The organism is Methylocystis sp. B8, assembly GCF_005771425.1.
Lineage (GTDB): Bacteria > Pseudomonadota > Alphaproteobacteria > Rhizobiales > Beijerinckiaceae > Methylocystis.
Genome location: NZ_VBTZ01000002.1, coordinates 281,864 through 296,398, shown reverse-complemented (window position 1 = coordinate 296,398; position 14,535 = coordinate 281,864). Strand labels below are relative to the sequence as shown.

General features: G+C 61.4%; 9 protein-coding genes and 1 pseudogene. 7 read left to right on the top strand and 3 right to left on the bottom strand.

The features are described 5' to 3' along the window. Positions 1-170 precede the first annotated feature (170 nt). Positions 171-3,026 (top strand): annotated as a pseudogene (locus FEV16_RS17140) (chemotaxis protein CheB); the annotation flags it as partial. Then, a complete protein-coding gene (locus FEV16_RS06235; RefSeq protein WP_138166774.1) occupies positions 2,936-4,300 on the top strand; it encodes a response regulator in 1,365 nt (454 codons plus the stop codon). The pseudogene FEV16_RS17140 and the gene FEV16_RS06235, both read left to right, overlap by 91 nt. Positions 4,301-4,346: 46 nt before the next feature. On the opposite strand, the gene FEV16_RS06230 is transcribed toward FEV16_RS06235, so the two are convergent. Next, positions 4,347-5,222, bottom strand: coding sequence for an S-methyl-5'-thioadenosine phosphorylase (locus tag FEV16_RS06230; protein WP_138166773.1), 876 nt, complete (start codon positions 5,220-5,222; stop codon positions 4,347-4,349). A 257-nt stretch (positions 5,223-5,479) separates the two neighbouring features. Between FEV16_RS06230 and FEV16_RS06225 the strand changes: the two genes are divergently transcribed. From FEV16_RS06225 to FEV16_RS06205, 5 genes are all read left to right on the top strand, one after another. Further along, complete coding sequence (locus FEV16_RS06225) at positions 5,480-6,043, top strand: F0F1 ATP synthase subunit delta (RefSeq protein WP_138166772.1); 564 nt, start codon at positions 5,480-5,482, stop codon at positions 6,041-6,043. After that, on the top strand, positions 6,043-7,572 hold the full coding sequence (gene atpA, locus FEV16_RS06220; RefSeq protein ID WP_138166771.1) for a F0F1 ATP synthase subunit alpha: 1,530 nt from the start codon (positions 6,043-6,045) through the stop codon (positions 7,570-7,572). The genes FEV16_RS06225 and atpA overlap by 1 nt, the downstream gene beginning before the upstream one ends. A gap of 55 nt (positions 7,573-7,627) precedes the next feature. After that, positions 7,628-8,509 carry a F0F1 ATP synthase subunit gamma gene (locus FEV16_RS06215; RefSeq protein WP_138166770.1) on the top strand — a complete coding sequence of 294 codons (882 nt, stop codon included), beginning with the start codon at positions 7,628-7,630 and terminating at the stop codon, positions 8,507-8,509. 23 nt (positions 8,510-8,532) lie between these two features. Next, on the top strand, positions 8,533-9,960 hold the full coding sequence (gene atpD, locus FEV16_RS06210) for a F0F1 ATP synthase subunit beta (RefSeq protein WP_138166769.1): 1,428 nt from the start codon (positions 8,533-8,535) through the stop codon (positions 9,958-9,960). A 132-nt stretch (positions 9,961-10,092) separates the two neighbouring features. Next, positions 10,093-10,491, top strand: coding sequence for a F0F1 ATP synthase subunit epsilon (locus FEV16_RS06205; protein ID WP_138166768.1), 399 nt, complete (start codon positions 10,093-10,095; stop codon positions 10,489-10,491). Here the strand turns inward: FEV16_RS06205 and FEV16_RS06200 are convergent, their stop codons facing one another. Both FEV16_RS06200 and alaS read right to left on the bottom strand, forming a co-directional pair. Next, entirely contained in the window at positions 10,492-11,736 is a 1,245-nt protein-coding gene (locus FEV16_RS06200) for a cyclic nucleotide-gated ion channel (RefSeq protein WP_138166767.1), read from the bottom strand. Next, entirely contained in the window at positions 11,733-14,405 is a 2,673-nt protein-coding gene (alaS, locus tag FEV16_RS06195) for an alanine--tRNA ligase (RefSeq protein ID WP_138166766.1), read from the bottom strand. The genes FEV16_RS06200 and alaS overlap by 4 nt, the downstream gene beginning before the upstream one ends. Between the last annotated feature and the right edge of the window lie 130 nt (positions 14,406-14,535).

Sequence of the window (14,535 nt, the reverse complement as noted above, 5' to 3'; positions counted from 1 at the left end):
TATCATACTTATGATGCTTATGCAGGGAAAGGCGGCTAATCTCTCGCTAAATTTTTTGCTCCCAAAGCTTTCGCTGCTTGCTTCGCTCGATTGTTACCCCTCGACCCGAATCGGCGGTGCCTTTATTTGGCGTAGGCGGGACATAAATATCTCATTCTTGGAGCAGACTCATGGGCGCGCGCCTCGACGATCCGCAGCCGCTCACCCCTGTGTGCGCGATCGGCGCGTCAGCCGGTGGCGTCTCTGCGCTGAAGTCGTTCTTCGGCCATGTCAAAAGTGATCTGGGCTTAGCCTATGTCGTCATCGTTCATCTTGCTCCAGATCATCCAAGCTCGCTCAGTGAAATTCTCGCATCGCAAACGCGCATGCCGGTGCAGCAGGTAGAAGATTCGGCAAAGCTTCAACCCAATTGCGTTTATGTGATTCCGCCGAACCGCGAACTGGTGATCGCCGGCGATGACGTAACCGCGCGCCCCTTCACTGGAGCGAAGGGGCGGCGTTCTCCCATAGATATGTTTTTTGAGTCCGTCGCCGCCGCGAGAGGCGACGGCATCGCCATTTTATTGAGCGGTTCGGGTTCCGACGGCACGGTCGGCGTTCGCGCAGTCAAAGAGGCGGGCGGCGTCATTTTCGCGCAGGATCCATCGGAAGCCGAATACCCGATGATGGCTGAAAGCGCGATCGCCACCGGCGTGGTCGATTTCGTCTGCCCCCTCGCGACGCTTACGGAACGCCTTAGCGAAGTCATGAGAAGCAAGCGGGCCATTCGCAAGGAGAACCCTGAAGATAAAGAACAAAGCGTGATGCAAATCATCGCTTTCCTGCGGCGGCGCACTGGGCACGACTTTTCCAACTACAAGCGGCCAACGGTCATGCGTCGCCTTTCACGACGCATGCAGGTCGTCCGGCAGGAAAGTTTTTCCAGCTACTATCAATATCTTCAAAACAATAAGAATGAGATCAACGACCTTTTCTCGGACCTGTTGATTTCCGTCACCGCATTCTTCCGCGATCCCGAAGCCTTCGCGGCTCTGTCCGAGAAGGTGATCAAGCCTTTGTTCGACAAGCTCGAGGATGATGCGCCGATTCGGGTCTGGGTCATCGGTTGCGCAACGGGAGAGGAAGCATACAGCGTTGGCATTTTACTGCTCGAAGAGGCCGCGCGGCGCGGCGTCCATCCCAGCATGCAGATTTTCGCCAGCGACATTGACGACGTCGCTCTCGCTACGGCGCGAGAAGGACGATACCTCAAGTCGATAGAAGCCGATGTTTCGGAAGAGCGTCTGCGGCGCTTCTTTATTCAAGACAACGGTCACTACCGGGTAAAAAAAGAACTGCGGGAACTCATCCTGTTCGCCGCGCATAGCGCGCTCAAGGATCCCCCCTTCATCAAGATAGATCTGATTTCTTGCCGCAATCTGCTCATCTATATGCAGCGCGAACTTCAACGGCAGCTGTGCGGTCTTTTCCACTATGCGTTGAAGCCTAACGGATATGTTTTTCTGGGCTCGGCGGAGAGCATCGACGCGACTCATTCCTTCTTCTCGCCGGTGGATCGTGACGCGCGCATCTATGTTTCTGTCGGCCAATCTGAAAAAGTCACGCCGCCCCTTCCGCAGTTGACGTCCGACTTCCGGTCATTTGAGCATCGGCCTTTGCAGGCTGTAGCCTTCGAGCCGTCTATCGGCGTCGGCCAAACACATGCGTCAGCCCTCGAGCGAAGCGCGCCGCCGAGCGTCTTGGTCGACGGTTCTTTTAAGATTCTTCATTTGTCGCCGAACGCCGGACGTTTCTTCAGGCCTTTGGAGGGACCTTTTAGCGCCGATTTGGCCGCGCAAGTGCGTCCCGAACTTCGCGTTGATTTGAAGCTCGCGTTGCAGCGGGCGGTGGAAAAGGGCGAATGCTCGCTCAGCGTGCCGATCCCAATTGCTTTCAACGGCGAATCTCATCTCGTGGCGCTGCATGTGGCGCCCTTTACGCCAGACGGCCAATCGGTGGCGCAGCAGGCCATCGTCCTTTTCATGGACCTCGGCAAGGCTCCGGCGATGGAGAGCGCGCCAGAGACCGAGGAGGTCAGTCGCGGCGAAATCAAGCGGCTGCGTCAGGAGCTTGCCGCGGCGCAAGACCGGCTCGGCGCGGGTCGACGAGAATATGAGCAAGCGACCCAGGACCTGCGGGCCGCCAATGAGGAGCTCCAATCCATCAATGAAAAATATCGTTCGACGGCTGAAGAGCTGGAAACCAGCAAGGAGGAATTGCAGTCGATCAACGAAGAGCTACAGACGGTCAATAGTGAACTAAAAAACAAGCTAGAAGCAGTCTCGACAGCGCATAACAATCTTGAGAATTTGGTCGCCGCGACCGAGGCCGGCACTCTGTTCCTCGACCCCAATCTGAGAATCCGGTTTCTCACGCCGCGCGTGAACGACTATTTCAACATCAGCGCCGCCGACATTGGTCGGCGAATTTCTGATTTTCGACATCGGCTCGTTTACGAAGGCCTTGAGCAGGATGTCGCCAATGTCCTCAAGAGCCTCGTTCCTGTCGACAAAAACCTGCAAACGACCGACGAGCGCTGGGTACAGATGCAAGTACGACCCTATCGCACGCAGGAAGAACAAATCGACGGCGTCGTCGTTACATTTACCGACGTCACCAAGCTGAAGAACACAGAACAGGAGCTCGCTATGGAGCTGCGCGCCATGGCGCGGCTTCAGGAGCTCAGCACCAAGGTAATGGAGGCCAACCAGCTCGAGCGGCCGCTCGAAGCTATTCTCGATGCGATTATCGAATTAACGGGCGCTCAATTCGGCTGCATACATCTCTATGAAGAAGCAGATCATTTACTGCGGCTCGTCGTTCATCGGGGCTTCGAACAGCGGTTCATCGATCATTTTGCGAAAGTCGACGTATCGTCCCGCGACGCCTTCGCCAAATGCCAACGGGTCGTTGTGGAGGCATCGAAAGGGAGTCTGGCTCAGCGAGCCTGGAAGAGGCGCGCGCCGCTGGTTATCGGGCAACGATATCCGCGCCGCTTTGTGCGACATCCGGAAAGCTGGTCGGGATGCTCTCGGTGCACTTCCGTGAGCCGCATCAGTTCTCGGCGTATGAGCTGCGGCTCGTCGATATTTGGGCGCGGCAGGCGGCGGACGCCGTCAGCGTTTACACACTACAACAGCAGTTGAGAGATGCGGACCGTCGCAAAGATGAATTCCTGGCCATGCTCGCGCATGAGCTACGAAATCCCCTGACGCCAATTCATAACGCCTTGCAAATTTTGAAGCGCGGGAATCCGGACGCGGCCCAAGTTGAGCGACTGCACGATCTCATCGAAAGGCAGGAAATCCATCTTCTTCGGCTCGTCAACGATCTGCTTGACGTCGCGCGCATCACCCGCGGCAAAATAGAGTTGCGGGTGAAGACGATGGAGTTGAAGGACGCCATTCGTCAGGCGGTCGAGACGGCGGCGCCGTTGATCGAGGTCAAGCAGCAGAAATTGGAGGTTTCATTACCCGATGAGGCGCTGCCCGTGGAAGGGGACCTTGTTCGCCTTTCGCAAGTGTTTTCCAATCTGCTCAATAACGCCTCGAAATTCACGCAACAGGACGGACGCATCGAGCTTTACGCCGAGCGTGAAGGCGACAGCGCCGTTGTATGCGTCCGCGACAATGGCGCTGGCTTTTCTTCCGAAGGTTTGGCCCATGCGTTCGACCTCTTCAATCAGGGAGACAAGGAGCTTGGGAGGGAACAGGGCGGAATTGGCGTCGGACTGACGCTCGCCCGAGGCATCGTCGAACTGCACGGAGGTCAAATAGAGGCGTATAGCCCAGGTCCGGGCAAAGGCAGCGACTTCCGCGTTCGGCTCCGTATTGCTGAAGTTGAGCCAGTCGATGAAGATCGGGATCACGCCAAGGCGAGCCCGGCAATTGCGATTCACCGCGCATTGATCGTCGACGACCAACCCGACGTGGCTGAGAGCCTGGCGCTTCTTGTCCGGTCATTCGGCGTAGAAACTCAAATCGCCTCTAATGCTTCATCCGCGCTTGCCATGATCCCGGAATTCAATCCGGAGCTTGTGATCGCGGACATCGGTTTGCCGGGCATGGATGGGCATGAGTTGGCGCACGAAATTAGAAAGACGCCACAGGGGCAAAACATCCTCCTCGTCGCACATAGCGGATGGGGTCAGGAAAATGTTCGAGAACGCGCGCTTAAGGCAGGCTTTGACGGCTTTTTGGTCAAGCCGATTGATTTGAACGCCCTGACCAGCTTGTTGGCGAATCCTGGGAAGCAGTCGTGACGCAGGCGTCACGAATCCACGCAGCACAGCGCGGCGCTTCCGCCTCCTAGGCGGGCTTTGCCCTTTTCATCACCGCATCAAGTTTCTTCAACAGTTCCGGATCGCGCGCGTCGGGCGCGGTGAGAATGGCGTTGTCGAGCGCGCGGTCGGAGCCGATCGGGCAGGGCTCATGTTCGCGCGGAAAGTCAGCCAACACGCGCGCGAGCAGCCGCGCGACAGTCGCCGAGTTTTTCTGAACGATTGCGATCACCGCGGCGACGTCGACATTGTCGTGCTCTGGATGCCAGCAATCGAAATCCGTCACCATCGCGACGGTCGCGTAGGAGATTTCGGCTTCGCGCGCGAGCTTCGCCTCCGGCATCGCCGTCATGCCGATCACGTCATAGCCGGCGCCCTTATAGGTGAGCGATTCGGCGTAGGACGAAAATTGCGGGCCTTCCATGCAGACATAAGTTCCGTTGGCGACGTGACCGATGTTCTCGGCTTTCGCGGCGGCGCCGATGCGCGCGGAAAGCAATGGCGCGATCGGATGCGCCATCGACACATGGGCGACGCAGCCGTCGCCGAAGAAGGAGGATTGCCTTGCGAAGGTGCGATCAACGAATTGATCGACGAGCACGAAGAGGCCGGGAAAAAGCTCCGATTTGAACGAGCCGCAGGCGGAGACCGAAATCAGATCGGTGACTCCCGCGCGTTTCATCGCGTCGATATTGGCGCGGTAGTTGATCGTCGAGGGCGAGATGCGATGCCCGCGCCCGTGCCGCGGCAAAAAGACCGCTTTCGTGCCGCCAAGCTCGCCGAAGCAAAGTTCGTCGGAAGGCTCGCCCCAGGGCGTCGCAACGCGCTCGTGGCGAATGTTGGTCAGGCCGGGTAGATGATAAACGCCTGAGCCGCCGATTATTCCGACAACCGCTTTGGTCATGAATGAAGTCTCCCTGCTTGGCTGGTTACTCGGCTGTTGCTTAGCCGGCGAGCGCCGGCGCCGAAAATCGCGGCAATGTGACAGGGTTGCGCCCCCAAAACGCCTGTGTTAGGGGACGCTCGCCTTGGAACTGGGGCGCAGCCGCCCTCGTTCCTTTTCCTACAGCATCCGTCGTTTGAGGCTAACCGCTTAATCGTCGCGACCGTGCGATTTTGCACTGCTGACGACGTCAACGACGTAGATTACGAGCGAACCAGGTGGCTCAAGCCGAAGATTCCGTATCGGGCGTTGCAGGTCGCTACGCCTCCGCCCTTTATGATTTGGCGACTGAGAAGCGCGCCGCCGATGACGTCGCCGCCGCTCTCGACAAATTCCAGGCTCTCATCGACGGCAGCGACGATCTGAAGCGCTTGGTGAGAAGCCCGGTGTTCTCCGCGCAGGAGCAGATCAAGGCGCTCGACGCCGTTCTCGACAAGGCGCAGATCTCCGGCATCGCCGCGAATTTCATTCGGCTCGTCGCCTCGAAGCGGCGTCTCTTCGTCATCTCGAACATGATCGCCGCCTATCGCAGTCTCAACGATAAGGCGAAGGGGCGGGTACGCGCCGACATCACGGTCGCGGGCCCGCTGAAGCCCGATCATGAGACGGCGCTGCGCGAGGCGCTTGCTGGCGTCACCGGCGGCAAGACCGTCGATCTCAACGTCAAGACAGATCCGTCGATCATTGGCGGCTTAATCGTCAAACTCGGTTCACGCATGGTCGACGCTTCCGTTCGCACCAAGCTCAACTCAATCCGCACACGCATGAAAGAGGTCGGCTGATGGATATCCGCGCCGCAGAAATTTCCGCGATCCTCAAGAATGAGATCGCCAACTTTGGCGCCGAGGCCGAGGTCACCGAGGTCGGCCAGGTTCTCTCCGTCGGCGACGGCATCGCGCGCGTCTATGGCCTCGACAATGTGCAGGCCGGCGAGACCGTCGAATTCGAGAATGGCGTGCGCGGCATGGCGCTCAATCTCGAAACCGACAACGTCGGCATCGTTATTTTCGGCTCCGACCGCGACATTAAGGAAGGCCAGACGGTCAAGCGCACCGGCGCGATCGTCGACGTGCCGGTCGGCAAGGAGCTTCTCGGCCGCGTCGTCGACGCGCTCGGCAATCCGATCGACGGCAAGGGGCCGATCAAGACCGCGACCCGCGCGCGCGTCGACGTCAAGGCGCCGGGCATCATTCCGCGCAAATCGGTGCATGAGCCGATGGCGACGGGACTGAAAGCCGTTGACGCGCTGATCCCGATCGGCCGCGGCCAGCGCGAACTCATCATCGGCGACCGTCAGACCGGCAAGACCGCCATCGCGCTCGACACAATCCTTAACCAGAAGTCCTTGAACGACGGCGACGACGAGAAGGCGAAGCTCTACTGCGTCTATGTCGCCATCGGCCAGAAGCGCTCGACGGTCGCGCAATTCGTCAAGGTGCTCGAAGAGCGCGGCGCGCTCGACTATTCGATCGTCGTCGCCGCTACCGCCTCCGATCCGGCGCCGATGCAGTTCCTCGCGCCCTTCTCGGGCTGCGCGATGGGCGAATATTTCCGCGACAACGGCATGCACGCCGTCATCATCTACGACGATCTGTCGAAGCAGGCCGTCGCCTACCGCCAGATGTCGCTGCTGCTGCGCCGCCCGCCGGGCCGCGAAGCCTATCCGGGCGACGTCTTCTACCTGCATTCGCGCCTGCTCGAGCGCGCCGCGAAGCTCTCCGACGATCGCGGCGCCGGGTCGCTGACCGCGCTGCCCGTCATCGAGACGCAGGCGAACGACGTGTCGGCCTATATTCCGACGAACGTCATTTCGATCACCGACGGCCAGATCTTCCTTGAGACCGATCTCTTCTATCAGGGCATCCGTCCTGCGGTGAACGTCGGTCTGTCGGTCTCGCGCGTCGGCTCGTCGGCGCAGACCAAGGCGACGAAGAAGGTCGCCGGCAAGATCAAGGGCGAACTCGCCCAGTACCGCGAAATGGCGGCCTTCGCCCAGTTCGGCTCGGACCTCGACGCAGTGACGCAGCGACTTCTCAATCGCGGCGCGCGGCTGACCGAACTCTTGAAGCAGCCCCAGTTCTCGCCGCTGAAGATGGAAGAGCAGACCTGCGTGATCTACGCCGGCGTCAATGGCTATCTCGATCCGCTGCCGGTCAATCGCGTGCGCGCTTTCGAAGACGGCTTGCTTGCCGTGCTGCGGTCGCAGCACAGCGACATTCTGGAGAGCATCCGCACGACGAAGGATCTGACCGACGAGACGGCGGCGAAACTCAAGAACGTCGTCGAGACCTTCGCTAAGTCCTTCGCTTAAATTTCTTCCTCTCCCGCTGCCGGGAGAGGAAGCCCTCTAGGCCAGAAGCAAGTCCATGCCCTCGCTGAAGGATCTCAGAAACCGCATCTCCTCCGTCAAGGCGACGCAGAAGATCACCAAGGCCATGCAGATGGTCGCCGCCGCCAAGTTGCGACGCGCGCAGTCGGCGGCGGAAGCGGCGCGCCCCTATGCCGAGCGCATGGAGTCGGTGCTCGCCAATCTTGCCTCCGGCGTGACGGCGGGCGGGCCGCCGTTGCTCGCCGGCAACGGCAACGACGACACGCATCTTCTGATTGTCGCCACCGCTGAACGCGGCCTTTGCGGCGCGTTCAACTCCTCGATCGTGCGTCTCGCCCGCGAGCATATCACGCGGCTTCAGGATCAGGGCAAGACCGTCAAGATCCTCTGCGTCGGCAAGAAAGGCTATGAGCAGCTCCGCCGGCAGTACGAGCGCAACATCATCGAGCTCATTGAGCTGCGCGGCGTCAAGCAGATCGGCTTCGACAACGCGGATGAGATCGGCAAGAAGATCATCCGTATGTTCGAAGAGGGCGGTTTCGATGTCGCGACGCTGTTCTTCTCGCGCTTCAGATCGGTGATCGCGCAGATACCCACCGCGCAGCAGATCATCCCGGCGCAAATTCCATCGAACGAAAACGCGCCGGCCGTCGAAGGTCCGCAGGCGTCTTACGAATATGAGCCGGGACAGGACGAAATCCTCTCGACGCTGCTGCCGCGCAACATTTCGGTGCAGGTGTTTCGCGCGCTGCTGGAGAACGCCGCCTCCGAACAGGGCGCGCGCATGAGCGCGATGGACAACGCCACGCGCAACGCCGGCGAAATGATCCGCAAGCAGACGACCCTCTACAACAGGTCGCGGCAAGCGATGATCACCAAAGAACTCATCGAAATCATCTCGGGCGCCGAGGCGCTCTGACGCATTTAGGACGAGGACGAAACATGGCCGCCAATAAGCCCACGGGGCGCATCACCCAAGTCATCGGCGCCGTCGTCGACGTGCAGTTCGAAGGGCATTTGCCTCAGATTTTGAACGCGCTCGAGACGACAAATCAAGGCAATCGCCTCGTTCTCGAAGTCGCGCAGCATCTTGGCGAAAACTCCGTGCGCACCATCGCCATGGACTCGTCCGAAGGCTTGGTTCGCGGGCAGGAAGTCACCGACACCGGCGCGCCGATTTCGGTTCCTGTCGGCGACGAAACGCTTGGCCGCATCATCAACGTCATCGGCGAGCCGGTCGACGAGGCCGGCCCGCTCAACACGGGCAAGACCCGCGCCATCCATCAGCCGGCGCCTTCCTATTCCGAACAGGCGACCGAAGCGCAAATTCTCGAAACCGGCATCAAGGTCGTCGATCTGCTGGCGCCTTACGCCAAGGGCGGCAAGATCGGCCTCTTCGGCGGCGCGGGCGTCGGCAAGACCGTGCTGATTATGGAGCTCATCAACAACATCGCCAAGGCGCATGGCGGTTACTCCGTCTTCGCCGGCGTCGGCGAGCGCACCCGCGAGGGCAACGACCTCTATCACGAGATGATCGAGGGCGGCGTCAACAAGAAGGGCGGCGGCGAAGGCTCGAAATGCGCGCTGGTCTACGGCCAGATGAACGAGCCGCCGGGCGCGCGCATGCGCGTCGCGCTGTCTGGCCTCACGGTCGCCGAAGATTTCCGCGACCGCGGCATGGACGTTCTGTTCTTCGTCGACAACATCTTCCGCTTCACCCAGGCGGGTTCGGAAGTGTCGGCGCTTCTCGGGCGCATCCCGTCGGCGGTCGGCTATCAGCCGACGCTCGCGACCGACATGGGCGCGCTGCAGGAGCGCATCACCACGACGACCAAGGGTTCGATCACTTCGGTGCAGGCGATTTACGTGCCGGCCGACGACTTGACTGACCCGGCGCCGGCAACCTCCTTCGCGCATCTCGACGCGACGACCGTGCTGTCGCGCTCGATCGCCGAGAAGGGCATTTATCCGGCGGTCGATCCGCTCGACTCGACCTCGCGCATGCTGTCGCCGGCGATCGTCGGCGAGGAGCATTACGACGTCGCGCGTAAGGTGCAGTCAACGCTGCAGCGCTATAAGTCGTTGCAGGACATCATCGCCATTCTCGGCATGGACGAGCTCTCGGAAGAGGACAAGCTCGTCGTCGCGCGCGCCCGCAAGATCGAGCGCTTCCTCTCGCAGCCCTTCCATGTCGCCGAAGTGTTTACGGGTTCGCCCGGCAAGCTCGTCGCGCTCGCCGACACGATCAAGGGCTTCAAGGGCCTCGTCGAAGGCGAATACGACCATTTGCCCGAGGCCGCCTTCTATATGGTTGGTTCGATAGAAGAGGCGGTCGAAAAAGCCGCGAAGCTCGCCAAGGAAGCGGCGTAAGCGGCCGCCTATGCGTCATGGCCGGACGTGTGCCGGCCATCGGTTGAAAGTTCGCATGGATGGCCGGGTCAAGCCCGGCCATGACGCGCCGGGAGACGGCGCAATTGAATAAAGACTTCGCGGGAGCCGGACATGGCCGCATTCCACTTCGAACTCGTTTCTCCCGAGAAGCATCTCTTCTCCGGCGAAGTTGAATCTGTCGTTGCGCCCGGCGCCGACGGCCAGTTCACTGTGCTCAAGGACCATGCGCCGGTGATGACGACCTTAAAGGCCGGCGTGGTGACGGTCTCTGGCGACGGCAAGGTTGAAAAGCTCTTTGTACGCGGCGGCTTCGCTGACGTGAACGCGTCCGGCTTCACCATTCTCGCCGAACAGGCGATTCCGCTTGCCGAGATCGATCTCGCGAAGGTCGACGCTGACATCCAGAACGCGCGCGAAGACATCGCCGACGCCAAGTCAGATGACGCGCGCCTCGCGGCGTCCGACAAGCTCGCGCAGCTTCAGGAGCTGCGCGCGGCGATCGTCGGCTGATCAGACCTCGTTTACGCCTTCAGGCGCCGACGATTCCTCGAGTTCAGCTTCGATCATGTCGCCGTGCCGCTCGGCGGGCGCGAGTTCCGATCGCGATCGCATGACTTCGCGGATGGCGTCGCCAATTTCCGGATTGCGCTTGGTCAGCGTCTGCAGATCATAGGCGTCGAGGACGAGGAGCTTCGTCGCCGCCGTCGCGTGAACGTCGGCGCTACGCAACGTCTTTTGCAGCACGGCCATTTCGCCGAAGAACTGGCCTTCGCCAAGCCGGACGTTCTGATGCGCCAGTTCGACTTCGACCTCGCCCTCGGCGATGAAATACATTGAATGGGCGGGATCGCCCTTACGCACGATCAATGCGCCCCGCGGAATGGACTGCGCACGAAGATAGCGCATGATTTCGGCGATTCCCGAAGCGTCGAGACCGCGAAACAGCGGCACGCTCGCGACCATCGTCCAGGTGACGACGAATTCGCGACGATGGATTTCTTCGGCGAAGGCGGTGGCGAGAATGCCGACCGGAAGGCCCAGCAGCATGAAGCCCGTGACCATGGCGAAGGAGGCGATGAGCTTGCCCGCGAGCGTCAGCGGAATCACTTCGCCATAGCCGACCGTCGTCACGGTTTCGATCGCCCACCACATCGCATCGGGAATTGTGCCGAATTTTTCGGGCTGCGCCTCATGTTCGGCGACATGCATCGCCGTCGAATAAAAAAGCACTGCGCCAAAGAGAAGGATGAGCCAGGCCAGCAGCGCCTTGCGCTCCGCCTCGATCACCGCAAGCAAGGTGCGGATGCCTGGAGAGTAGCGTGCGAATTTGAAAAACCGCAGGAGGCGCAGCATCAAGAAGACGCGCAGATCAGATGAAAAGTAGAAGGAGAGATAGAAAGGCAGGAAGGCGGCCAGATCGATCAGCGCCCAGCCCGACCGGATGAAGGCGATGCGGGCGGCCGTTGGCGTGCGATGGGCGTAAAATGCGAGTTCGGGCGCGCACCAGACGCGCAATATATATTCGAGCGTAAAGGCGGCGACCGCGACATATTCGATGCCGTCGAAAACAACCGCATAACGGTCGCCATATTCGGGCACGGATTCAAAAATCACTGAAACGACCGACAGCAGCACAAGCGAGATCAGCGCGCGATGAACGATGCGCGCGACGTGGTCATGGCTGCCGCCGTCCAGAATGACGTGGACGCGCCGCCGCAACAAAGCCAGACCGCGCCGCCGGTCCGGCTCGCTCATGACGCGGCCGCTTTGCCGCGCAGCGCGTCCTCGACCGAGGCGAGCGCCTGGTCAATGGCGGCGGCGTTAGGGCCGCCAGCCTGCGCGAGGTCGGGCCGGCCGCCGCCGCCCTTGCCGCCGAGCTTGACGCTGGCGACGCGGACGAAATCCACGGCGCTATATTTTTCGGTGAGATCGTCGGTGACGCCGACGACGATGCCAGCCTTGCCGTCGGGCGAGGCGCTGGCGATGGCGACGACGCCCGAGCCGATCGCCTTTTTCGCGTCGTCGACCATGGACTTCAAATCTTTCGCCTCTATGCCTTCGACGGCGCGCGCGAGAAGTTTGACGCCGCCAATGTCGCGCGGCTTCTCCGCGGCGCCATCGACAGCGCCGCCGCCCATCGCGAGTTTCCGCTTGGCTTCGGCGAGTTCGCGTTCGAGCCGCTTGCGTTCGTCAAGGAGAGTCGCCAGCCGCGCCGGCGCATCTTCGACAGGCGTGCGCATCAGCGCCGCCATGTCGCGCAACGCGCGCGACTGCGAGACAAGCTGGCTGCGGGCGCCTTCGGCGGTGCGCGCCTCGATGCGGCGCACGCCGGACGCGACCGCGCCTTCGCCGACAATGGCGATGAGACCGATGTCGCCGGTGCGGGCGACATGGGTGCCGCCGCAAAGTTCGACGGAGAAGGGATGCGCGGCGCCGGGGCTCAGCGGACCCATCGAAACGACGCGCACTTCGTCGCCGTATTTCTCGCCAAAGAGCGCGCGCGCGCCTGAGTGAATAGCGTCGTCCTGGGCCATTACGCGCGTTTCGACCGGCGCATTGTCCTGAACGATCTCATTGGCGAGCGTCTCGACGCGCGCCAGCTCCTCGTCGGTCAGCGGCTTCGGATGGGTGAAGTCGAAGCGTAGGCGATCTGGCGCGACGAGCGACCCCTTCTGCGCAACATGGTCGCCGAGCACCTGGCGCAGCGCCTCATGCAGGATATGCGTCGCCGAATGATTGGCCCGCGCCTGTCTGCGTCGCTCGTGATCGACATCGAGTTCAAGCGCGACGCCTGGCGTGATCTCGCCTTCTTCGACGACTCCCTCGTGAACGATGAGGTCGCCAAGCTTTTTGATTGTATTCTCGACGCGGAACCGCACGCCGCGTCCGCGCATCTCGCCGACGTCGCCAACCTGACCGCCCGACTCGCCGTAGAATGGCGTTTGATTGAGGATGAGCGCGCCGTGCGCGCCCTTCTTGAGCGAGAAGGCCTCGGCGCCGTCATGAAGGATGGCGGTGACGACGCCCTCGCTTCTTTCAGTCTCGTAGCCAAGAAATTCCGTCGCGCCGAGACGTTCCTTCAGCGCAAACCATAGCGCCTCGGTCGCGGTCTCGCCTGAGCCGGCCCAGGCCTTGCGCGCCTCGGCGCGTTGACGCTCCATCGCGGCGTTGAAGCCGTCCTTGTCGACGCCGATGCCGCGCGGACGCAGCGCGTCTTCTGTGAGGTCGAATGGAAAGCCGTAAGTGTCGTAGAGCTTGAACGCCGTTTCGCCGGAAAGCTTCGCGCCTTGGCCGAGCTCGGCCGTCTCCTCGTCGAGGATCGCGAGGCCGCGCGCGAGCGTCGCGCGAAAGCGCGTCTCTTCGGAAAGCAGCGTATCGGCGATGAGCGCCTGCGCGCGCACGAGTTCCGGATAGGCCTGGCCCATCTCGGCGACGAGCGTCGGCGAGAGCTTCCACATCAGCGGCTCTTTAGCGCCGAGAAGCTGCGCGTGGCGCATGGCGCGGCGCATGATCCGGCGCAGCACATAGCCGCGGCCCTCGTTCGACGGCGTCACGCCGTCGGCGACGAGGAAGGCGGAGGCGCGCAGATGATCGGCGATCACGCGATGGCTCGCGCCTTGCGGGCCGTCAACCGGCGCGCCGGTGAAATCGGCGACCGCGCTGGTCAGCCCGCGGAAGAGATCAATATCGAAAACCGAATGGACGCCTTGTTGCAGAGCGGCGATGCGCTCCAACCCCATGCCGGTGTCAATCGAGGGGCGCGGCAGCGGCGCGCGTTCGCCAGGCGCCACCTGCTCATATTGCATGAAGACGAGGTTCCAGAATTCCAGGAAACGGTCGCCGTCCTCGTCCGGACTGCCCGGGGGCCCGCCCGCGACGCTCTCGCCCTGGTCATAGAAGATTTCCGAGCACGGTCCGCACGGGCCGACGTCGCCCATGCTCCAGAAATTGTCGGCGCTGGCGATGCGGATGATGCGATCGTCCGAAAAGCCCGCGATCTTCTTCCACAGATCGTAAGCCTCGTCGTCGTCATGATAGACGGTGACGAGCAGGCGGTCGCGCGGCAGGCCCAATTCGCGCGTGACCAGAGTCCAGGCGAGTTCGATCGCGCCTTCCTTGAAGTAATCGCCGAAGGAGAAATTGCCGAGCATCTCGAAAAAGGTGAGATGTCGGGCGGTGTAGCCGACATTGTCGAGGTCGTTGTGCTTGCCGCCGGCGCGCATGCATTTTTGGGCGGAGGCGGCGCGCGCATAGGCGCGCTTCTCGACGCCGGTGAAGACATTCTTGAATTGCACCATGCCGGCGTTGGTGAACATCAACGTCGGATCATTGTGCGGCACGAGCGAGGATGACGCGACTTTCTCGTGCCCATTGTGGGCGAAAAAATCGAGGAAGGCGGTTCTGATCTGGTTGACGCCACTCATTCGGTCACGGCTCGTAGATGCGTCCCTTTTCGCCAAAGCGGCGGCGCACTGACGCGGGAGACGCGTTTAAAACAATAACCTGGAGCGGCTTTTCGTTTCAATGAAACTGGCGACGCTCCGAGGTTGCGGC

Excerpts from the sequence above, each read along its gene's own strand:
- FEV16_RS06200 (WP_138166767.1), bottom strand. The coding sequence starts at position 11,736 with ATGAGCGAGCCGGACCGGCGGCGCGGTCTGGCTTTGTTGCGGCGGCGC.
- FEV16_RS06205 (WP_138166768.1), top strand. The coding sequence starts at position 10,093 with ATGGCCGCATTCCACTTCGAACTCGTTTCTCCCGAGAAGCATCTCTTC.
- atpD (WP_138166769.1), top strand. The coding sequence starts at position 8,533 with ATGGCCGCCAATAAGCCCACGGGGCGCATCACCCAAGTCATCGGCGCC.
- alaS (WP_138166766.1), bottom strand. The coding sequence starts at position 14,405 with ATGAGTGGCGTCAACCAGATCAGAACCGCCTTCCTCGATTTTTTCGCC.
- FEV16_RS06235 (WP_138166774.1), top strand. The coding sequence starts at position 2,936 with ATGCCAACGGGTCGTTGTGGAGGCATCGAAAGGGAGTCTGGCTCAGCG.
- atpA (WP_138166771.1), top strand. The coding sequence starts at position 6,043 with ATGGATATCCGCGCCGCAGAAATTTCCGCGATCCTCAAGAATGAGATC.
- FEV16_RS06215 (WP_138166770.1), top strand. The coding sequence starts at position 7,628 with ATGCCCTCGCTGAAGGATCTCAGAAACCGCATCTCCTCCGTCAAGGCG.
- FEV16_RS06230 (WP_138166773.1), bottom strand. The coding sequence starts at position 5,222 with ATGACCAAAGCGGTTGTCGGAATAATCGGCGGCTCAGGCGTTTATCAT.